This is a genomic window from Scandinavium hiltneri, from assembly GCF_024764835.1.
GTDB lineage: Bacteria > Pseudomonadota > Gammaproteobacteria > Enterobacterales > Enterobacteriaceae > Scandinavium > Scandinavium hiltneri.
Genome location: NZ_JALIGE010000068.1, coordinates 205,959 through 227,422, shown reverse-complemented (window position 1 = coordinate 227,422; position 21,464 = coordinate 205,959). Strand labels below are relative to the sequence as shown.

Annotated in this window: 21 protein-coding genes; 8 read left to right on the top strand and 13 right to left on the bottom strand. The window is 51.1% G+C overall.

Annotation, left to right across the window (positions count from 1 at the left end; genetic code table 11):
- Window positions 1–82: 82 nt before the first annotated feature.
- Window positions 83–325 carry an envelope stress response protein PspG gene (gene pspG, locus MUU47_RS04325; protein ID WP_110511040.1) on the top strand — a complete coding sequence of 81 codons (243 nt, stop codon included), beginning with the start codon at window positions 83–85 and terminating at the stop codon, window positions 323–325.
- 287 nt (window positions 326–612) lie between these two features.
- On the opposite strand, the gene MUU47_RS04320 is transcribed toward pspG, so the two are convergent.
- Window positions 613–1,596: a quinone oxidoreductase gene (locus MUU47_RS04320; RefSeq protein ID WP_258986922.1), complete on the bottom strand. Its 984-nt coding sequence runs from the start codon at window positions 1,594–1,596 to the stop codon at window positions 613–615.
- A gap of 91 nt (window positions 1,597–1,687) precedes the next feature.
- On the opposite strand from MUU47_RS04320, the gene dnaB reads away from it, so the two are divergent.
- On the top strand, window positions 1,688–3,103 hold the full coding sequence (gene dnaB, locus MUU47_RS04315; RefSeq protein ID WP_110511038.1) for a replicative DNA helicase: 1,416 nt from the start codon (window positions 1,688–1,690) through the stop codon (window positions 3,101–3,103).
- 145 nt (window positions 3,104–3,248) lie between these two features.
- The gene (gene alr / locus MUU47_RS04310; protein WP_258986920.1) at window positions 3,249–4,334 is read left to right on the top strand and encodes an alanine racemase; all 1,086 of its coding nucleotides are present in this window, start codon (window positions 3,249–3,251) and stop codon (window positions 4,332–4,334) included.
- A gap of 50 nt (window positions 4,335–4,384) precedes the next feature.
- Here the strand turns inward: alr and MUU47_RS04305 are convergent, their stop codons facing one another.
- Window positions 4,385–5,518 (bottom strand): hypothetical protein, encoded by a 1,134-nt coding sequence (locus tag MUU47_RS04305; RefSeq protein WP_258986918.1) that lies wholly within the window; start codon window positions 5,516–5,518, stop codon window positions 4,385–4,387.
- Between the two features lie 324 nt (window positions 5,519–5,842).
- Here MUU47_RS04305 and MUU47_RS04300 point away from each other — a divergent pair, with 324 nt between their 5' ends.
- A complete protein-coding gene (locus MUU47_RS04300) occupies window positions 5,843–6,448 on the top strand; it encodes a response regulator transcription factor (protein WP_258986917.1) in 606 nt (201 codons plus the stop codon).
- A gap of 91 nt (window positions 6,449–6,539) precedes the next feature.
- Here the strand turns inward: MUU47_RS04300 and MUU47_RS04295 are convergent, their stop codons facing one another.
- The 6 genes from MUU47_RS04295 to MUU47_RS04270 all read right to left on the bottom strand — a co-directional run bounded on the left by MUU47_RS04295 (window position 6,540) and on the right by MUU47_RS04270 (window position 9,480).
- Entirely contained in the window at window positions 6,540–6,827 is a 288-nt protein-coding gene (locus MUU47_RS04295; protein WP_258986915.1) for a hypothetical protein, read from the bottom strand.
- 1 nt (window position 6,828) lies between these two features.
- Window positions 6,829–7,236 carry a hypothetical protein gene (locus MUU47_RS04290; RefSeq protein ID WP_258986914.1) on the bottom strand — a complete coding sequence of 136 codons (408 nt, stop codon included), beginning with the start codon at window positions 7,234–7,236 and terminating at the stop codon, window positions 6,829–6,831.
- Between the two features lie 69 nt (window positions 7,237–7,305).
- Complete coding sequence (locus MUU47_RS04285) at window positions 7,306–7,794, bottom strand: ribonuclease domain-containing protein (protein ID WP_258986913.1); 489 nt, start codon at window positions 7,792–7,794, stop codon at window positions 7,306–7,308.
- Window positions 7,795–7,815: 21 nt separating this feature from the next.
- A complete protein-coding gene (locus MUU47_RS04280; protein ID WP_258986911.1) occupies window positions 7,816–8,268 on the bottom strand; it encodes a lysozyme in 453 nt (150 codons plus the stop codon).
- Window positions 8,265–8,840, bottom strand: a complete 576-nt coding sequence (locus MUU47_RS04275; RefSeq protein ID WP_258986910.1) for a DUF2589 domain-containing protein — start codon at window positions 8,838–8,840, stop codon at window positions 8,265–8,267. Before MUU47_RS04275 ends, MUU47_RS04280 begins: the two co-directional genes overlap by 4 nt.
- A gap of 82 nt (window positions 8,841–8,922) precedes the next feature.
- Window positions 8,923–9,480 (bottom strand): DUF2589 domain-containing protein, encoded by a 558-nt coding sequence (locus MUU47_RS04270; RefSeq protein WP_258986909.1) that lies wholly within the window; start codon window positions 9,478–9,480, stop codon window positions 8,923–8,925.
- Between the two features lie 210 nt (window positions 9,481–9,690).
- Here MUU47_RS04270 and tyrB point away from each other — a divergent pair, with 210 nt between their 5' ends.
- From tyrB to MUU47_RS04255, 3 genes are all read left to right on the top strand, one after another.
- Complete coding sequence (gene tyrB / locus MUU47_RS04265; protein WP_258986908.1) at window positions 9,691–10,884, top strand: aromatic amino acid transaminase; 1,194 nt, start codon at window positions 9,691–9,693, stop codon at window positions 10,882–10,884.
- A gap of 209 nt (window positions 10,885–11,093) precedes the next feature.
- Window positions 11,094–11,810: an acid phosphatase AphA gene (gene aphA / locus MUU47_RS04260; RefSeq protein WP_258964676.1), complete on the top strand. Its 717-nt coding sequence runs from the start codon at window positions 11,094–11,096 to the stop codon at window positions 11,808–11,810.
- A 121-nt stretch (window positions 11,811–11,931) separates the two neighbouring features.
- Window positions 11,932–12,285 (top strand): MmcQ/YjbR family DNA-binding protein, encoded by a 354-nt coding sequence (locus MUU47_RS04255; RefSeq protein ID WP_258986907.1) that lies wholly within the window; start codon window positions 11,932–11,934, stop codon window positions 12,283–12,285.
- Here the strand turns inward: MUU47_RS04255 and uvrA are convergent, their stop codons facing one another.
- Window positions 12,286–15,108, bottom strand: a complete 2,823-nt coding sequence (gene uvrA, locus MUU47_RS04250) for an excinuclease ABC subunit UvrA (protein WP_258986906.1) — start codon at window positions 15,106–15,108, stop codon at window positions 12,286–12,288.
- Window positions 15,109–15,355: 247 nt separating this feature from the next.
- Between uvrA and ssb1 the strand changes: the two genes are divergently transcribed.
- Window positions 15,356–15,892: a single-stranded DNA-binding protein SSB1 gene (gene ssb1, locus MUU47_RS04245; protein WP_159759769.1), complete on the top strand. Its 537-nt coding sequence runs from the start codon at window positions 15,356–15,358 to the stop codon at window positions 15,890–15,892.
- Window positions 15,893–15,955: 63 nt separating this feature from the next.
- Here ssb1 and MUU47_RS04240 read toward each other — a convergent pair whose 3' ends face one another.
- Genes MUU47_RS04240 through MUU47_RS04225 form a run of 4 tightly spaced genes read right to left on the bottom strand, consistent with a single transcriptional unit; the run spans window position 15,956 to window position 21,431 of the window.
- Complete coding sequence (locus MUU47_RS04240; RefSeq protein WP_258986905.1) at window positions 15,956–16,924, bottom strand: carbohydrate kinase family protein; 969 nt, start codon at window positions 16,922–16,924, stop codon at window positions 15,956–15,958.
- Window positions 16,924–18,300 carry a NosD domain-containing protein gene (locus tag MUU47_RS04235; protein WP_258986904.1) on the bottom strand — a complete coding sequence of 459 codons (1,377 nt, stop codon included), beginning with the start codon at window positions 18,298–18,300 and terminating at the stop codon, window positions 16,924–16,926. The genes MUU47_RS04240 and MUU47_RS04235 overlap by 1 nt, the downstream gene beginning before the upstream one ends.
- A 37-nt stretch (window positions 18,301–18,337) precedes the next feature.
- Entirely contained in the window at window positions 18,338–20,026 is a 1,689-nt protein-coding gene (locus MUU47_RS04230) for a glycoside hydrolase family 32 protein (RefSeq protein ID WP_258986903.1), read from the bottom strand.
- Entirely contained in the window at window positions 20,010–21,431 is a 1,422-nt protein-coding gene (locus tag MUU47_RS04225) for a glycoside-pentoside-hexuronide (GPH):cation symporter (RefSeq protein ID WP_258986902.1), read from the bottom strand. Before MUU47_RS04225 ends, MUU47_RS04230 begins: the two co-directional genes overlap by 17 nt.
- Window positions 21,432–21,464: the final 33 nt, after the last annotated feature.

The following is a 21,464-nucleotide window of genomic DNA, read 5'->3' as shown; positions in this document are numbered from 1 at the left end:
TTTCGTTTTAAATCAATGAAATATGTTTTGGCATGATTTTTGTAATGGTAAGGCAGTGGGTTATTTTTTAAGGGGAAAAGCCATGCTGGAACTGTTATTTATCATCGGATTCTTTGTAATGTTGCTGGTTACCGGAGTCTCCGTGCTGGGCATTCTGGCAGCGATAGTGGTCGCGACCGCACTGATGTTCGTCGGTGGCCTGTTTGCCCTGATGATCAAATTGTTGCCGTGGCTGCTGCTTGCCGTCGCCGTGGTGTGGATTATCCGGGCGGTCAAAACGCCAAAAGTCCCGGCGTATCGACGTGACGATCGCTGGCGCTATTAAGGGTTTGCGGTGTGCGTCACAACCTGAGAAAGGCAGCGTAGGCAGTAAGTCATAAATCTGTCATTCTTAGCGCGATAACGAATTCATCGCGCTGTACCCTACATACAGCGAACGATAAAAAAAGGGCTTCCCAAAGGAAGCCCTAATAATTTCTCCTCCGTCATACTTCAAGCTGCAGACGCGTTGCCTGCATTCTCCCACCCCAGTCACTTACTTATGTAAGCTCCCGGGGATTCGCTCATTTGCCGCCTTTCTGCAGCCTGAATTATTTAGGAGGGCAATGAGAATTACGGCAGCAGCAAACTCGACCCTTGTGTTGCCCGGCTTTCCAGCGTTTCATGCGCTTTTTGCGCATCGTGCAACGCAAATTTCTGGCTATCGGCCACGTCTACTTTAATCACGCCGCTGGCGATCAGCGAAAACAGCTCATTGCTGGCTTCCTCTAACTCTTCGCGGGTGGTGATGTAACCCTGAAGGGAAGGGCGGGTAGCGAACAGCGAGCCTTTCTGATTCAGAATACCCAGATTTACGCCGGTGACTGCGCCGGAGGAATTACCAAAGCTGACCATCAGTCCACGCCGCTGCAGGCAATCGAGTGATGCTTCCCAGGTGTCTTTTCCCACCGAGTCATACACCACGCGCAGCTTTTTGCCGTTCGTTATCTCTTTAACGCGCTCCACCAGATTTTCTTCCCGATAGTTAATCACCTGCCAGGCGCCGGCCTGTAACGCGCGCTGCGTCTTTTGCGCCGAGCCCACGGTACCAATCAGCTGAGCCCCCAAGGCTTTCGCCCACTGGCAGGCGATCAGCCCCACGCCCCCAGCCGCCGCGTGGAACAGGAACGGTTCGTTCGGCTTAATTTCATAGGTTTTACGCAGCAGGTAGAACACCGTCAGCCCTTTGAGGAAAGAGGCGGCGGCTTGCTCATAGGAAATCGCGGCGGGCAAAATGGCGGCTTTATCGGCAGGCACGTTGTGGACCGAGCTGTAAGCGCCGAGCGATGACTGGGCGTAGACCACGCGGTCACCCACTTTAATGTGCCTCACGCCGCTGCCGACTTTGCTGACCACGCCTGCGGCTTCCGTTCCCAGACCGCTCGGCAAAGAGGGCGGCGGATACAACCCGCTGCGGATGTAGGTGTCGATATAGTTAATGCCGATGGCCTTATTTTCCACCTGGATCTCGTTCTCTTTCGGATCCACTGGGGTAAATTCCACGGCGTTGATTACGTCAGGCCCACCGTGCTGCTGAAATTCTATTCGCGTTGCCATACATCCTCCGTACATATCGTTTAGTAGGGGCATCAGGCATCAGATATGATAATCTTACGACCCACTCTTTAACCCGGTAACTCCATTCACTATGGCAGGAAATAAACCCTTCAACAAACAACAGACTGAGCCACGTGACCGCGATCCAATGGTCTCTGGGCTGAAAGTACCCCCGCACTCGATTGAAGCGGAACAGTCGGTGTTGGGCGGTTTAATGCTGGATAACCAACGCTGGGATGACGTCGCCGAACGCGTCGTAGCAGAAGATTTTTATACCCGTCCGCACCGCCATATTTTTACCGAAATGGCGCGTTTGCAGGAAAAAGGCAGCCCGATTGACCTGATTACGCTCGCGGAATCGCTTGAGCGGGAAGGGCAACTGGATACCTGCGGCGGGTTTGCCTATCTGGCAGAACTGTCGAAAAATACACCAAGTGCGGCGAACATCAGCGCTTATGCGGACATCGTGCGCGAACGTGCGGTTGTGCGTGACATGATCTCGGTGGCGAATGAAATCGCCGAAGCCGGTTTTGACCCCCAGGGCCGTACCAGTGAAGACCTGCTGGATTTGGCCGAAAGCCGGGTGTTCAAAATTGCGGAAAGCCGTGCCAATAAAGACGAAGGCCCTAAAAATATCGCCGAGGTGCTCGACGCCACCGTGGCGCGTATCGAGCAGCTTTTCCAGCAGCCACACGATGGCGTGACGGGCGTGAACACCGGTTATGACGATCTGAATAAAAAGACCGCCGGTTTGCAGCCATCAGATTTGATTATCGTCGCGGCGCGTCCGTCGATGGGGAAAACGACATTTGCGATGAATCTCGTCGAAAACGCGGCGATGTTGCAGGATAAGCCGGTGCTTATCTTCAGTCTCGAAATGCCCTCCGAACAGATTATGATGCGTTGCCTGGCATCGCTGTCACGCGTCGATCAGACGCGTATTCGTACTGGTCAGCTTGATGATGAAGACTGGGCGCGGATTTCAGGCACCATGGGCATTCTGCTCGAAAAGCGTAATATCTACATCGATGATTCCTCCGGCCTGACGCCGACGGAAGTACGCTCCCGCGCGCGCCGTATCGCCCGCGAACATGGCGGCATTGGCCTGATCATGATCGACTACCTGCAGCTGATGCGCGTACCGTCGTTGTCGGATAACCGAACCCTGGAAATTGCCGAAATTTCACGCTCTCTCAAGGCGTTAGCGAAAGAGCTTCATGTGCCGGTGGTGGCACTGTCGCAGCTTAACCGTTCCCTGGAGCAGCGTGCCGATAAGCGACCGGTCAACTCCGACCTGCGTGAATCCGGCTCCATCGAGCAGGATGCCGACTTAATCATGTTCATCTACCGTGATGAGGTTTATCACGAGAACAGCGACCTGAAAGGCATCGCCGAAATCATTCTGGGTAAACAGCGTAACGGCCCGATCGGTACCGTACGCCTGACGTTTAACGGACAGTGGTCGCGTTTTGATAATTATGCGGGCCCGCAATACGACGACGAATAAATCTCCGTCATCCTTCGCGCTGCTGGTGCGTTGACTGCGCTCGCTCGCCCCGGTCGCTTAGTTGACTAAGCTCCCGGGGACTCGCGGGCTTGTCGCCTTCCCGCAACACGAATGATTTAGGAGATTCGCTAATTAAGGAATTCAAATGCAAGCGGCAACTGTAGTCATTAACCGCCGCGCTCTGCGACACAATCTGCAACGCCTGCGCGAACTGGCTCCCGCCAGTAAGCTTGTTGCGGTCGTGAAAGCGAACGCTTACGGACACGGTCTTCTGGAGACCGCGCGAACGCTCCCCGACGCCGATGCCTTTGGCGTCGCCCGCCTGGAAGAGGCCCTGCATCTGCGCGAGGGCGGCATTACCCAGCCGGTCCTGCTGCTGGAAGGTTTTTTCAATGCCAGCGATCTGCCGCTAATTTCCGCTCAGGGTTTCCACACCGCGGTGCATAATCCCGAACAGCTGGAAGCGCTGGAGCAGGCTGATTTGCCTGAGCCGATCACCGTCTGGATGAAGCTGGATACCGGCATGCACCGTCTGGGCGTGCGCCCGGAAGAAGCGAATGCGTTTTATCAGCGCCTGAGCCAGTGCAAAAATGTGCGCCAGCCGGTGAACGTGGTCAGCCACTTTGCCCGTGCGGACGAGCCAGAGTGCGGTGCGACCGAACAGCAGCTCGATATTTTTCTGACCTTCACCGAAGCCAAACCGGGGCAGCGGTCAATTGCCGCATCCGGTGGAATTCTGCTGTGGCCACAGTCGCATTTTGACTGGGTGCGTCCGGGGATCATCCTGTACGGCGTATCGCCACTCGAGAATAAGCCCTGGGCCGACGATTTTGGCTTCAAACCGGTGATGTCGCTGACGTCTAACCTGATTGCCGTGCGCGAGCACAAAGCGGGTGAACCGGTAGGCTACGGCGGTACCTGGTCCAGCGAGCGCGACACCCGGCTCGGCGTAATTGCCATGGGCTACGGGGACGGTTATCCGCGTGCCGCGCCGTCTGGCACACCGGTGCTGGTGAATGGCCGGGAAGTAACGATTGTGGGTCGCGTGGCAATGGACATGATTTGCGTCGACTTGGGCCCAGAATCCACCGATAAAGCGGGTGATCCGGTCATTTTGTGGGGCGAGGGGCTGCCGGTTGAACGTATTGCTGAAATAACGAAAGTGAGTGCTTACGAACTTATCACGCGCCTGACTTCGCGGGTTGCGATGAAATATCTGGATGAGTCCTAGCCTAAAAAAACGTCCAGCATGGAACGCATGTTGGACGAATTCTGTCAGGACTATTTTAAAATGTCATACAGCGTAGTGTCGTTCAGGTAGTCGGACGCGAGTCCAGAATGTGGCGTGTATATCCCTCCGCTGATTGCGGAGTAGGGAACCCCCTGACGACCCAACGAGACGTAGCGCTCGCCCTGATCGTTTTCGGTAAGGACGGAGTACGACAAATCATGCATTTTGAGATACAGGTCTTCATTTTTTTTAATTCCTTGATGCAGTTTAAGCAGTAGCTTTTCATCCAGATTGAGTGTGTTTCGCAGTTTTACCCCCCATTTTTGCAAACACGTTTCGGCTAAGTAACGAACAATTGTTCCGGGCTCATTCAGCAGTTTTGCACCTTTTTCGCCGTCGATAGCGGCATTACCCACCAGTGTGGCATGACGACCTGCCATCGGAAACACATGGACGGCTGTTGATTTTGCTGTCTCAGGAATGACGCAGGTAAAACCCTTCGAACGTTCATCCCTTGCGTAAAAGGCGACATATTCCTTCACGTTTTTCCCAAGTGTTGTTTTGGTGCTGTCAAAATTGAGTGGGCCAGGAACAGGATCAATAGCGAAAATATTTACCGGAATGGTGTTTAAAAGGGGATCCAGCAGCATGGCATTCGCGAGCATGTGGCAGCTGATCCCACCGCGACTCCAGCCGACAAGGTTAACCTGTGTGGGTAAAACCTGTCCTTTGCGGTAGATTTTGATGATCTGTTGCTGAAGTTGCTGTTGTGTGACTTTGCGATCGCCGTAGTCATAATGGCGCCAGAAGAATGAACCAGTTACTTCAACATCCTGAATAGGGACACCTGCTTTTTTAAGCGTTTCATATTGTTTTTCGGTCAATTTCTCACGCTGCCAATTGACTTCGCCTTTCATGATGGCGATTGCGTGGCGGATATTTTCTTGCCATCCTAGACCAAGAAATTTTCCCGATACATCGAAATGTTCACCACTTTTTACCCATAATTCGTCATCCTGAAGATTACCGCTACCAGGACCGTCGATAATGACCCATTCTGCAAACTCTCTGCCTTCATTATTTGCAGCCAATGTTGAAACTAGTTCACCTTTGCAATAATTGGCATTGGTATCATCGAAACGAGTAGAGCCAGTACCGCAAAAAAATATAGTTAATATCGTCATAAAAACCTCATTGGTTATTTAATTAGTGTGAGATGATGTTGTGCGAAGTGTATTGATTAATGCCAGTTAACAATAGATATTATTCCCCTTGATTAAAATATGCTGTTGATCCTATGAAATATTGCAGGCGACTATCACTCAAGCATGATAATTAAGCTATTGCTTCTTATTGGTTTAGTAATGCTTAAATAAATTATTGTGAATATGGCATTTGCCCTATGCCAAAATAAATTTCAACTATCCTAGAATTAGCACTCATACTAAAGTTTGAAAATTACTGAGAGAAGTAAATCGAAAAACAAAATTACCATAAGGCAGGTTAAGATGAATATCTTGATGATCGATGAATTACCGATCTACATTCATGGTATGAAGACTGAGTTGAAACGAGTCATGCCGGAATGTACCGTTATTGCTACAAACAGCCTGGATGATGTAAAAATGCTCCTTTCTTCAACACCTGTAACGGTTGTGATGATTGATGGAGAAATGGACTGCTCACAATGGATCAATGAACTAACAATAAATATGCCTGATCTACCCATCGTTGTGATGCTAAGAAGAAATACCAACAAAATATTTAACTACTACGTACGCCCCAATGTGAAGGGAATCATACCGAAAGAGTTACCGGTTGAGAGCATAAGCCAAATTCTTAACATGGTGCTATCAGGGGTTGTTTGTTTTCCTGATCATGCGGTGATTAACCGGAATCAGCGAACCGACCCGGTCAACGTTAATACGCTCAGTCAGCGTCAACAGGAAGTGCTGAGATTATTAGCTAATGGAGGAACGAATAAGCAGATTAGTCGACAATTGAACATTAGTGCGGGGACCGTGAAAGTGCATCTTGAAAGTATATTTCATCGGTTGCGTGTACATAATCGAACGCAAGCTGCGATGGTTTATTTTAAGTATTTTACAAGTTAAATATTAATTTTATAATCCCCCAAGGTTTTTAACTGTGATTGCCATGAAAAAAGGCGCAATATGTTGCCTGATGCTGCGCCTTTTTAGTATTTTATCTTTTTATCACGAAAAAATGTAGAATAACCAATAAAGTGCCAAAATCCTGCATTAACCAGAATGGCAGGCTATCACTAAGAATATCTGCTCCGGTCAAAATGAAATCAATATTCAAGCCACTTTCAGAGAACAAACCAAATGCTAGCGCGGCAAGCCCAATTTTGCAGGAAACCGGTAATGCATGAATTCTGCGGCTAAATGCGCCAAATAAGATAATAAATGAAGTGGCTAAGTCGACAAGGATTGTAAGCAACAAAATCCAACCATCAACGGAAGTAAACATATTATTCACCATTGTTTTTATTATCGTTGATATCGAGTGCCTTGAGTGGTTCCTCTCGCACCTTTTTTTTAATGATACTGGCGATGTCAAAAATATCCTGTTGCTCATGTCGGCGGAAAAAGTTAGCGATCCAGACAATTAACCCATTGCTCAATGCACCTAGTATATAACCTAAGCCTAAAGTGATATCTGCCTGATTAAGATCGATCTTTAACCATCTGGCGGTTAACCCACCTAATGCTACGGCGGCACCCATGCTGATACCACCAAAAATCACACCGGCAATAAACCGACTGTGCTGGTGTAATCTCTGTGGTTGCCAAAAAAAAGAAATGCTCACGCCACCAAATAAACCTGAAAACGCTAATAATGCTTCGCTAATGATTGTCGGGAGATAATTATCCGTCATGGGTTATTCCTCGGAATAATCCCCCTGAATGACCTGCCTTATCAGGGGGGATGAATGGAGTGAGAGCAACTATTGGCAGGGAGTCAGTTCTACAAAATGATGCGAATTGTCGGTCGTGAGGTATCGCTGCTGTTCACTATTACTGTAGATCAGCCTCTTGTAACCTCGATAACCGCGCTCGACATCAATGTCGGCGCTGAGCCATGAGACAGAAGCGGGCAACTGTTGATTGCGAAAGGAATCGCCACCGATCCATTTCCCATTTGTCGATTTGATCCCCCAGAGGGTGTCATTATCATTACCCGACCAACCCAATTTTTGTGCCGTACCTAAGGAGATATATTTTTCGGGAAGTTTCTTTTTGACATTGAGGCTGTGTAGGGTATTGATGAGATCAGAAACATTATTGATGGGTGCTGCACCTTGCTGTACTAAAAACTTATTGGTTTCTGCGATCTCATTCTCGCAGGATACGGGTGTTTCAGCTAATGCACATAAAGATGCTACGCTTGCAGTGATCAGCACCAGTGTTTTAGTCATAAATAAAGGTCTGTTCATGGTTTATCCTGCCATCAAGATTTAACTGAGGAATAATTTCATTTCTGCTTCACGTCGCCGTGTTAATCCAGATAATACTTTTCCACCGGCTTTGTTCCATTTTTGGAATTGAAGTGCCGCAGCTTTTATATCACCTGCATTTACTTTTTTTAGCAGTGTGGATTTTTTTAAATTACCCACGCCGAGGTTAAATGAAAAAGAAACCAGAGCATCGAACTGGCTCTGTGTTACGCACCTTGAGAGCATTTTTTTCACGCCCTCTTCAGTCCGTTTTAAATCTTTTCGCAAGAGTTGTTTGGCCTCACCGGTGGTTATTTTGACAAGTTTGCTTATCTCTTCTTTCAGAATTAAATGGCCATAGCCGATGGTCCATAACCCGACGGCATCTCGGTAACGTTCGAGTCTAAGTCCTTCAAACTGACAAATCAGCTGCACGCCTTTTTCGCCAGTGCTTTCCGGCTGTTTCAGTGTCATAGAGCCTCCTGATTTTTAGGACGAGGAACGACTTTGTTGGTGTATTCGTCAACGATGCGCATGACGCTTTCTGGTGGTGGAAGGGCGGTAAATTGCATTTCAACATCAACGTGTCGACTATCGCGGCCACCCTGGTTGTCGCTGGCAGGTGAAAGACTGACATGAAAACGGCCAAATTCATTCTCACCCGAGTCAGTCGTGGCCGTTTGTATACTTTCGGTACGAATCGTCAAATTGACCTTCATTTTTTCCAACATCAGGCCGCGAGGTGTGGAAAGTGCCACGAGGGGAAGTTCGAAATAATGTTGTTCGTCGAGTTGCAACTGGACCGTGCGAGGAATGAGCGAACCGTCGACATCAGGTTCAAAAAACGGGTCCAGCGCTTTCATATATTGTTGTGCGATAAGCTCGTTCGCTGCTGTCGCGGCGTATTGCATTCCACGTGTAATGTCCTCAAGCGAAACAGGCATATTTGGGCTAGATGGGGGCGGATTATTTTCCCGTCCCGCATCATTACCTTTGCTTTCGGGTTGTTTATCCGTGTCGCCGCGAAGCCATTTTTTCAAAGACATAGTCAGCTCCTAAAGTGAGGCCGCCTGCTGCGGCCTCATGCATAAAAGATTGCACTGCACTTGCGCGCAGGATTCGATGCTATTACTGCGCAGCAACCGGTTTTGTTTTGGCGTTGGTCAGATATTCGATGACACGTTGTAGCGCTTCAGGGGGTTCCTGACGCTTAATCTGGGTATGAATGGAATATTTTGCGCGGGTATCTGATGAACGTGTTTGTTCCGATTTATGGGAAACTTTACCGGTCATTTTTGCTTTGAAAACACCCCATCCAATGGACGCTTCCACAGTGGCTTCTGCTTCTGTGCTGCTTGAACTGGCTTCGCTTTGGCTGACTTCAAGCTCGAAGTCAATGGTGCCTTCCTCAATACAGATAATGGGATGGGCAATTGCCGCCAGCAACGGGATGCTCATTTTTCGCGTTACACTACCTTTATTGACACCTTGCTCATCGACCAGCGTTTCGTCGTAGTCGAATTCAATCGCCACGGCTTTTCCATCTTTAATACACACCGACAGCAGAAAATCGGCGTAAGACTTGCTGGCCTGGACTTGGGCTTTAATCATCGCCTGCAGTGGGCCGCCAATCATATGCTCCAGAGGCAGAGCGTTAATCACTGAACCAATAAATTGCGAATCCATAATGTATTCCTCAAGGTGGTCATTGCGCGGTTGCGCAGGATTCAGACTACGGAGGAACGGGGGGGACCACTATTTGCCTGATGGGGTAACGGGCGACGGGAGAAGCCGGATGACAAATGGCAGAGTCTTTTTACCCTTGGCTCTCGATCTTCAAGGTACATCCGGTTTATTGTGTTTATCCCTGCCCCGAAAACTCTGGAGAATCCACCTGTGTTTCAGAACGTTGACGCCTACGCTGGCGATCCCATCCTTTCGCTGATGGAAAAATTCAAAGACGATCCCCGTAGTGACAAAGTGAATCTCAGCATCGGCCTTTATTACAACGAAGATGGGATTATCCCGCAATTACAAGCTGTTGCCGAAGCCGAAGCGCAGCTGAATGCGCAGCCGCACGGTGCGTCGGTATACTTGCCGATGGAAGGGTTAAACGCCTATCGCAACGGGATTGCGCCGCTGCTGTTTGGGGCTGACCATCCGGTTCTGCAACAAAAACGCGTGGCGACCATCCAGACGCTCGGCGGTTCGGGTGCGCTGAAAGTCGGGGCCGATTTCCTGAAAAACTACTTCCCGGGTTCAAACGTATGGGTCAGTGACCCGACGTGGGAAAACCACATTGCCATATTTGAAGGCGCTGGCTTCGAAGTAAGTACTTACCCTTGGTTTGATAAACAGACTAACGGCGTGCGTTTCGAAGCGCTGCTGGAAAAACTGAATACGCTGCCTGAAAAAGACATCGTGCTGCTGCATCCGTGCTGTCACAACCCAACCGGGGCTGATCTCACCAACGCCCAGTGGGATGCGGTAACGGAAGTGCTGAAAGCGCGCAACCTGATCCCGTTCCTCGACATCGCCTATCAGGGCTTTGGTGCAGGTATGGAAGAAGATGCGTACGCTATCCGCACCATTGCGAGCGCCGGTCTACCGGTGCTGGTCAGTAATTCATTCTCCAAAATCTTCTCGCTGTACGGTGAGCGCGTTGGCGGCTTGTCCGTGGTCTGTGAAGACAGCGAAACCGCAGGGCGCGTGCTGGGCCAGCTGAAAGCGACCGTGCGCCGTAACTACTCCAGTCCACCGAATTTCGGTGCGCAGGTGGTATCGGCTGTGCTGAACAGCGCTGCGCTGAAAGCCTCGTGGTTGGGCGAAGTTGAAGCCATGCGTACCCGCATCCTGGAGATGCGTCAGGCGCTGGTAAACGTGCTGAAGCAGGAGATGCCGGACGGTAATTTTGACTACCTCCTGCAACAGCGCGGTATGTTCAGCTATACAGGCCTGAGCGCCGCTCAGGTTGAGCGTTTGCGTGAAGAGTTTGGCGTGTACCTGATCGCCAGCGGCCGTATGTGCGTGGCGGGCCTTAATTCCCGTAACGTGCAGCGTGTGGCACAGGCGTTCTCTGCAGTAATGTAAGTACTTACTTACTTTCGGCTCTTTCATTGTGGAAGAGCCAAATCTTACCCTACTGGGTGAGTTTTTTCGTGAGTGTGATCATCACCTTTTTCTATGATATTCCTTCCAGATATTCCTTTCCTTCATTACCTTTCGCGGTTATGGTCAGAATGCTTTTTTGACTTCCCATTTGCTTTTTAGTGATAACAGTCGGATTTTTAGGGATAAATATGCGCAAGGTTTCATTAGCGCTCAGCGCTATCTGCTTGTTGTTTACGATAAACAGCACCGTTGTTGACGCTCATGCGTCGTCACCCTCTCCACTCTACATTGGCACAAATGTCGCGAAGCTTGCCGAACAGGCGCCGATCCACTGGGTTTCCGTGGCGCAGATTGAAAACAGTCTGTTGGGCCGGGCGCCGATGTCCGTCGGATTTGATATTGATGATACCGTGCTGTTCTCAAGCCCAGGCTTCTGGCGCGGTAAAAAGACCTTTTCCCCTGACAGTGAAGACTACCTGAAGAATCCGGAATTCTGGGAAAAGATGAACAACGGCTGGGATGATTTCAGCATCCCGAAAGAAGTGGCGCGTGCGTTGATTGCCATGCATGTCAAACGCGGCGACAGCATCTGGTTCGTCACCGGCCGCAGCCAGACCAAAACCGAAACCGTCAGCAAAACGTTGCAGGACGATTTCCTGATCCCGGCCGCTAACATGAATCCGGTTATTTTTGCCGGTGACAAAGCCGGACAAAACACCAAGGTTCAGTGGCTGAAAGAGAAGAATATCAAAGTCTTCTACGGTGATTCCGACAATGATATTACCGCCGCCCATGACATTGGCGCGCGCGGCATCCGCGTATTACGGGCTTCAAACTCCACCTACAAACCGCTGCCAAACGCCGGGGCGTACGGTGAAGAAGTCATCGTCAACTCCGAGTACTGACAGCAAAGAAAACGGCAATCCCAAAGGTTGCTGTTTTTTTAATCAGAACCGTTTCCCCTTTCCGCCGACTTGTTGCACACTAAGAAAAGACTCATTTCGCGTTCCTTCAGGGTGAATAAAGATGACCATTTCGGAGTTGCTGCAATATTGCATGAACAAGCCAGGCGCGGAACAGAGCGTTCATAGCGACTGGAAGGCCACGCAGATTAAAGTGTCTGATGTGTTGTTCGCGATGGTGAAAGAGGTGGAGGGCCGTCCGGTGACGTCGCTAAAAACCAGTCCGGAGCTGGCAGATTTATTGCGCCAGCAGCACAGCGATGTGCGCCCCAGCCAGCATCTGAATAAAGCGCACTGGAGCACGGTGTATCTCGACGGTTCACTGCCGGATTCGCAGATTTACTATCTGGTGGATGCGTCTTATCAGCAGGCGATGGAGCTACTGCCTGACCAGGTCAGGCAGTATCTTTCAGAGTGATTACAGCAACGGCTTAAGGAAGCGTGCGGTGTGCGAGGCTTCGCACTCTGCAACCGTTTCCGGCGTGCCGGAGACGAGAATTTCCCCGCCGCCGCTGCCGCCTTCTGGGCCGAGATCGACAATCCAGTCCGCGGTTTTAATTACGTCCAGATTATGCTCGATAACCACGATGGTATTACCCTGATCGCGCAGCTTATGCAGCACGTCCAGCAGCTGCTGGATGTCGGCAAAATGCAGGCCAGTGGTCGGTTCATCGAGGATATACAGCGTCTGCCCGGTACCGCGTTTGGACAGCTCACGCGCTAACTTCACGCGCTGAGCTTCACCGCCGGAGAGCGTCGTCGCCGACTGGCCGAGACGAATGTACGTCAGGCCAACATCCATCAGCGTTTGCAGCTTACGCGCCAGCGCCGGAACGGCATCAAAGAACTCACGTGCTTCTTCAATGGTCATATCCAGCACTTCGTGGATGGCCTTGCCTTTGTACTTAATCTCCAGCGTTTCGCGGTTATAGCGCTTGCCTTTGCATTGGTCGCACGGCACGTAGATATCCGGCAGGAAGTGCATTTCCACCTTGATAACGCCATCGCCCTGACACGCTTCGCAGCGGCCTCCACGTACGTTAAAGCTGAAACGCCCTGGGGTATAACCCCGCGCACGTGATTCCGGCACGCCCGCGAACAGTTCACGCACTGGCGTAAAGATGCCGGTGTATGTCGCCGGGTTAGAACGCGGCGTACGGCCAATCGGGCTCTGGTCGATATCGATAACTTTATCAAAATGCTCGAGGCCCGTGACATCGCGATACGGCGCAGGCTCAGCGATAGTCGCGCCGTTAAGCTGGCGCTGTGCAATCGGGAACAGCGTGTCGTTAATCAGCGTTGATTTACCGGAACCGGATACGCCGGTCACGCAGGTAAACAGGCCAACCGGCACCGTCAGCGTGACGTCTTTCAGGTTGTTGCCGCGTGCGCCGGTCAGTTTCAGCACTTTTGACGGGTCGGCCGGAACGCGATCATTCGGCACTGCAATTTTGCGTTTGCCGCTCATGTACTGGCCGGTCAACGATTCGGGTACCGCCATAATGTCTTCCAGCGTACCTTCCGCCACCACTTCGCCGCCGTGGACGCCAGCGCCCGGGCCGATATCAATCACGTGGTCAGCCGCGCGAATGGCGTCTTCGTCGTGCTCCACCACAATCACTGTGTTCCCGAGATTGCGCAGGTGGATCAGGGTGCCAAGCAGGCGTTCGTTGTCGCGCTGATGCAGGCCGATTGACGGTTCATCAAGCACGTACATCACGCCCACCAGACCAGCACCAATTTGGCTGGCCAGACGAATACGCTGGGCTTCACCGCCGGAGAGCGTTTCCGCCGAGCGGGACAGGGAAAGATAGTTCAGGCCAACGTTGACCAGGAACTTCAGGCGATCGCCAATCTCTTTCAGTATTTTTTCCGCAATTTTGGCGCGTTGCCCGGACAGCTTCATGTTCTGGAAGAAGTCCATCGCATGGCCGATGCTCATGTCTGAAATGGTTGGCAGCGGGGTGTTTTCGACAAACACATGGCGCGCTTCACGATTCAGGCGGGTGCCGTCGCAGCTGGTACACGGACGGTTGCTGATGAATTTCGCCAGCTCTTCGCGCACCGCGTTAGATTCAGTCTCTTTGTAGCGACGCTCCATGTTATGCAGCACGCCTTCGAACGGATGGCGGCGCACGGACGTGTCGCCCCGGTCGTTCATATATTTGAATTCAATCGACTCTTTGCCTGAACCGTACAGCACCACTTTGTGCACATTGGCGTTCAGGCTGCCCCACGGGGCTTCGATATCGAATTCATAATGCTCCGCCAGCGAGCGCAGCATCTGGAAATAGTAGAAGTTACGGCGATCCCAACCGCGGATTGCACCCCCGGCAAGGGAAAGCTCTGGGTTCTGGATGATGCGGTCCGGGTCGAAATACTGCTGCACGCCGAGTCCGTCACAGGTCGGACAGGCACCGGCCGGGTTGTTGAACGAGAACAGACGCGGTTCGAGTTCACGCATGCTGTAGCCGCAAATCGGGCAGGCGAAGTTGGCGGAGAACAGCAGTTCATCGGCTTTCGGATCGTCCATGTCTGAAACGATCGCGGTGCCACCGGAGAGATCCAGCGCGGTTTCAAACGATTCGGCCAGGCGCTGGGCCAGATCTTCACGTACTTTGAAGCGGTCAATCACGACTTCGATGGTGTGTTTCTTCTGCAGCTCAAGCTTCGGCGGATCGGACAGGTCGCAGACTTCGCCGTCAATACGGGCGCGGATATAACCCTGGCTCGCCAGGTTTTCCAGGGTCTTTGTGTGCTCGCCTTTACGCTCTTTAATCACCGGTGCCAGCAGCATCAGGCGCTTGCCTTCAGGCTGTGACAGCACGTTATCGACCATCTGACTGACGGTCTGCGCCGCCAGCGGCACATCGTGATCCGGGCAGCGCGGTTCGCCAACGCGGGCAAACAGCAGGCGCAGATAATCGTGGATTTCAGTGATGGTCCCGACGGTCGAGCGCGGGTTGTGAGACGTTGACTTCTGTTCAATAGAAATCGCGGGCGACAGCCCTTCGATGTGGTCAACGTCAGGTTTTTCCATCAATGACAGGAACTGACGCGCATAGGCGGAGAGTGATTCAACGTAGCGCCGTTGGCCTTCGGCATACAGCGTATCGAACGCCAGCGAAGATTTACCTGACCCAGAAAGCCCGGTCACGACAATCAGTTTGTCGCGAGGGATGACGAGGTTGATGTTTTTGAGATTATGGGTGCGGGCGCCCCGAACTTCGATCTTATCCATTCACCTTTCCCGGTAGAGACTCGGAATGCCTGGTTTGTTAGAAGGACAAACGGCGGAAACGGCTAATTATGACACAGATTGACCTGAATGAATATACAGTACTGGAATCGTGCTTCCGCGCTTCGCTGCAACGACAATTGTCCACAACGGAATCCTGGAATACGGCTCGCAAACTATCAAATCGACACTTTGTAATGCTACAATCCCCCGTTTACACTATTAAGAAATGTTTTCAGGAGACACGATCATGGCCAGCAGAGGCGTAAACAAAGTGATTCTCGTCGGTAATCTGGGTCAGGACCCGGAAGTACGCTACATGCCGAGTGGTGGTGCAGTTGCCAACATTACGCTGGCTACTTCTGAATCCTGGCGTGATAAAGCGACCGGCGAAATGAAAGAGCAGACTGAATGGCACCGCGTAGTGCTGTTCGGCAAACTGGCAGAAGTGGCCGGTGAATATCTGCGTAAAGGTTCTCAGGTCTACATCGAAGGCCAGCTGCGTACCCGCAAATGGACCGATCAGGCCGGTGCTGAAAAATACACCACTGAAGTGGTTGTTAACGTGGGCGGCACCATGCAAATGCTCGGCGGCCGTCAGGGCGGCGGCGCACCAGCAGGTGGTGGTCAGCAGCAAGGTGGAAGCTGGGGTCAACCACAGCAGCCACAGGGCGGCGGCAATCAGTTCAGCGGCGGCGCGCAGTCTCGTCCGCAGCAGCAGCCAGCCGCTGCACCGGCTCCGTCTAACGAACCGCCGATGGATTTCGACGACGATATTCCGTTCTGATATCCCGCTGTGCGATAACCGTTTGAATGCTTTGAAGGCCCCGTTCAGGGGCCTTTTTGTCATTTAGCGTTCGCTATTTTTTAAATATGCATCAACGTCGTGGGCGACAGGGATAGCGTCAATGGCACCAAATTTGGTGCAGGTCAATGCGCCACAGATATTGGCCCAGCGCACGGCATCCAGGAACTGTGACCCATCGTCTAACCTGCAATCTGACTGGGCTATTTGCGTTAGCAATGCGCCGATAAACGCATCACCCGCGCCGGTTGAATCAATGGCATCAACCGGAACAGAGGGGATGAGCTGTTGAATACCTGACTGATGACTGACCCAGGTTCCCCGCTGACCACAGGTAACGGTGACATAGCTGACACCGGCCTCGTGCAGTCTCTTACATCCCTCTGTATTCGTTTTTGCACTGGTAATGAAGTGCAGTTCCTCTTCACTGACTTTCACGATATCCGCCTGCTGAAACCAAGGTGTGCAGCGGGTGATGAATTGTTGCGGATTTCCCCCCCACAAGCCTTCACGGTAGTTGGGATCAAATGAGACCAATAAACCACGCTGTTTGGCTTCATACAGAAGGCGCTGGTAGGTGGCATAGAGTTCACCGTCCAGCAGGCCAGTGGCAGCACCAAAATGAACGATTCCGACATCGTCAAGAAAATCAGAGGGGATATCCTGCCAGCCAAGCTCACCATCGGCACCACGGCAAAAGGTAAAATCGCGTTCGCCGTCTTCCTGCAAACCAACAAATGCCAGCGTTGTGGGTGTCGCGCTGCGCGTCACGCTAGCGTGTTCTATATCTTCCGATTCCAGCGTGTGAAGCAGAAAATCGCCAAAGGGATCCTGGCCGACTTTCGCCGCCAGCTTCGCGTGACCGCCGCTACGGTTGATGGCAGCGGCAACGTTAGCGGGGGCACCCCCCGCTTTTTTGAGGAAGCGGGCCCCCTGTTTCAAGCCGAGTCCAATGTCGGTACAGACAAAATCAATTAACAGTTCGCCAATGCAGGCAATGTGCTGACCACGCATTAACGTTGTCCCTCCGCCGCCATTCCGGGAGTGGGTGTTGCTCTGAAGGCATTCAGCATTTTATCTATCACAACCTGGCCGTCAGTGCCTGAATCCAGCACGGTATTTTGCTGCGAGGTCGCTTCTATCTGGACGGTGGTCACCGTCAGCACTTCAAGGCCGTTGGTCGCCAGTAATGCGCTGACTTGCGTTGAGAAACACGCGCTGGCGTCAGCTGCCTCCTGTACTTTGGAAGCCTCGGTAGTGGCAACAATATGATTACCAGATATATAGTTTCCTTTGCCAGAGACCACTCGGATAATGACCGGTGTCGCACCAGTCGGAGTAATATATTGCGTGTCAATTGTCTCGGAAATATGGTTGGCAATGATAGAGTTATTATCACCACTGATATACAGTAGACCATATAAATCATCTAACCCGTTATTGTAGGACTGCATCGGCGCCCACGGTTCACGCTCGCGGAATAAATGATTTGATGATACCAGGTTTTCAGTGCAGCCATTTTCCATGATCAGCATGCCAGGGTAAAATGAATGGAAACGGTTACTACTAATAGATGAGCGAACCACATTGGTAAAATGAACGCTGCTTTTTCCGCGCGGGAAGATATTGTTGGCAGTAATTAACAGGCCACCAAAGTTTTCCGCGTAAACAGAATATCCTCTGTAGCCCGCGCCTATCAAGTTGTCTGTTATTTTTGAGGCCTGACCGGACTCGCGTAACTCTATACAGTTTCCACATTCAGCGATGAAGTTGTTATGAATAGCCAGAGCGTCAGCGTTATAAATCGTCACTCCGTGTTCAAGATAGACCAGCCCCATGCCGCTGATTCGGAAGGAGTCTTGCGCGCTGGCAATGTAAATTCCAGTCTTACCGTTGAGGTAGCTGTTCTCCGGATCATGACTTCCAGAGCCATTGTCGACAAAGTGCAAACCGTCAATACAGAAGTCAGCAAACTCGACCGAGCTTATACGTGGGTCTCCACTGCGTGCGATATAGAATGCCGCCCCGGCAGATTCTTCCGCGCCATCTTCAAGTGACATATCCACCAGGATGCGGCTGCCACCCGGCCATAATTCGTGCCAGTTTGCCCAATCACTTTCGGAGGTATTAAAGCGAATGCTTGAAGAGGTGAAACCATGTCCGGAGCCCATAATTTTCAGATAGCTAATATCTATCACGACTTGAGTCAGAAGATGATAATCGCCAGGTGGAATATAAATTACCGCGCCGGGTTTACCGCCTTCATTCACATCGTTGCTCGTTTGTCTGTTCTTAATATCGGTGATGATGCTATTAATCACTTCACCAATATCATCATACGGATTACCGGTGTTCCATTCAGTGATATCATAATAATTATTACTCGACATGTATTAAATCCTTCTTGGAAATTAAAATTAAACCGGTTTATGGCTGTGTATAAGTGGCACGATAATGAGTGACTATTGCCGGAGCACCTGCGAGCTGTATTTGCGTCAGCGCACTGCACGAATAATATCGTCGCGTGCCGCAGACGCTGCCCTCATTGGCGAAGACCTCAATGATCCCGGCATCGAAGCACAGCGTGACATCCTCTACGTGGGTCAGCGGCGCATGGTAACGACCATCATCCTGACCTTTTTCCCGTAATGTCAGCAATGTGCCGTCATATTCGAGAACAATCTCCTGGCCACTGTCTCCGCTCAGCGTCAGACAAAATGCGGCTGCAGGGGTAAAAGTGATCACGCAGGCTTTACTGCCTTCTTTGCTGGACCAGAGGGCGTTATCCGTCAGTCTGGCCTGACTGACCATCAACGATTCAGGCGGTAAAACCGGGGTCATACACAGCTGTTGCTGCGCGTTGAGATGAAAGCGACGCGGTAAAGACATTTCGCCGCAGTAAGTGGAATCGACGTTTTTTTGCGTTGCCCAGTTATACAACCAGGCAAAGCCAGTGCGCGTCTCTTCTTCGCCCCAGGTTTGTAGGGCGTAGAAATCGGTGCCGAAATCCAGCATTTGCAGCGGTTGTGCTGACGGGGTGAAATAGCCGTGGTGAAAATCGCCGGTTTGCGCGAACAGCAAGTTATGGCGGCCGGTCGTGGGCTCTGTATAGCCCACGATGCCAATGATTAGCACCCACACGCCATCAAGACAGAAAAAATCCGGGCATTCAACGCAACGACCACCGTTTTCGCGGAAGTAGGCGGGGGCCATGTACAGCACATGGTGAAATTCCCAGCGTTCACTGTCCGCAGAGTGGAACAGCAGCATCGCCGGATCGCCATTTACGGAGGCGCCGAGGATCATGTAGAAGGTGGCATCAGCCTCCTCATACCAAACTTTTGGATCGCGAAAATCGCAGTCGACACCGGGAGGCAGCTCAGTTAACACCGTTTTCACTGACACAGGTTTGTCGTAACTGTCCAGTGGCACGGCCACTTTCTGAATTTCGCGATAACCACGATATAAATCGTATGCCGGTAGCCGCTCGGTATACCAAAAACGGGTTTGCCCTTGTGCATCAATAAACGCGCTTCCGGAAAAGGCACCGCCTGTCGCTCCCAGCGCCGCCAGATTTTGCTCCGGCTGGAGAAAGACCGGATAGTGCCGCCAGTGATAAAGGTCTTTGCTCACCGCGTGGTTCCAGTGCATCGGTCCCCACTGGGTACTGTGCGGATGATACTGGTAAAACAGATGCCACTCATCGCCTTTGCGATGCAGGCCATTGGGATCATTCATCCAACCGGTGTGTGGAGAAAAATGCAGCGCCGGGCGTAAAGCATCCTGCAAATATCCGTTGGCAATGTCGTGGTTATTCAGCAAACAAAGCGCGTTGCCCTGAGTGGCAATAAAACTGACTCCGTTGTCGGAGAGTGTATCCGGATGCCAGCTATAGCATAGCGAGATTTCGCTATACTCTGGCAACCAGTCCAGACAAGCCTTACCATCCTGCCAGGCGGTCCAGGTAAAATAGGAATAATAACCAGGGGCCGTTTTGATTTTGAATACTACCTCACTCTCCATGCGGATGGAAAATAAGGCCTCACTGGCTGGTTGGGTTTCTTTCAGCCATAAATCAATACGCTGGCCTTGCTTAACGTTAAACGACAGGGACATCTTTATACTCCTGAGTCTGGGCAGCGCTGTTTTGCAGTTCGCGTTTAGCGAGGGCGACTTTTATTTTTTCGAGGAAGGTATCATTCAGTTTGAAATAGCGCACTATCCAGGCACTAAAGAAGTAGCTCACCATCGGAAATAACGAAAACATCATAATAATGCCCTGGGTAGTCTGCGTATTTTGTTGTGGTCTATTGGCAATATAACCGGTGTAAGATAATATCCACGCAACAATAGCGCCGGCGACTGCCAGTCCCATTTTTAGCATGAACAGATTACCGGCAAACGAAATGCCGGTCAGACGCTTGCCTAATTTCCAGTCACCGTAATCGTCGACGTCGGACATCATTGCCCACAAAATAGGGCCCGACTGAATAAGGTGCAGAATATTAATCACAATAAACAATGCCAGCAGCGGCGTCAGTGAATGCGGATCGACAAACCACAGAGCGAAAGATAGGATGCCAAGAATGATATTAATAACGCGGAATAATTTAATTTTATCAAAGCGATCGGTCAGAGGTTTAGCAATGACACTACCCAACATATTACAGGCCACACCGAGGGCCATGAAGAAGGTAATAAATCCTACCGAAGCCTGCATCACATAGGTGGCATAATAAATGGTCACTGCCCCACGAATGAATGCCGGAAAAACGTTCAGGAAGGTAATAGTGATCATCAGGAGCCATTGGTCATTTTTAATAATGTCTTTGAGATCCTTCCTTAAGGAGTCATTGGCTTTAATTGAGACCACGCGCTCTTTAATACTGGAGAAGCAGAACAGGAACATTAAGGTGGCAGCGCCGCCCATGATCATCATCGTTAACTGGAAACCGGATGCGCGGTTGCCATCACCCAGCCATTCGGTTAACGGTAAAATCGAGGAAGAGACAATCAGCGTGGCCAGGCCGTTGAGGAAGAAGCGCCATGACAGGCACCCCATGCGTTCTTTCTGGTTGAGCGTAATGACCCCTGCAACCGAGCAATAGGGGATGTTTATCGCTGTATAAATCAATGACATGACTAAATAGGTGGCCCAGGCATAAATTATTTTTCCATTCATGCTCAACTCAGGCGTAGTGAACATTAAGACAGCGCCGAGGCCAAATGGCACGGCCATCCATAATATCCACGGTCGGAACTTACCCCAGCGGGTGCGGGTCCGGTCACAAATCGCCCCCATAACCGGATCGCTGAAGGCGTCAAAAACGCGGATCACCAGAAATAGGGTGCCGACAATCGCGGGATCAAGGCCATAGACGTCGGTATAAAACCAGGTCAAATAGAGCGCCAGTACGCTCCAAATCATACAGGAACCGGCATCACCCATACCGTAGCCAATCTTTTCTTTCAGGCGCAATTTTTCATAAGCGCTGTATTTTTTTGCGGCTGTAGTAGACATACATATCCCTCAATATTGAACAGGCATAATTAC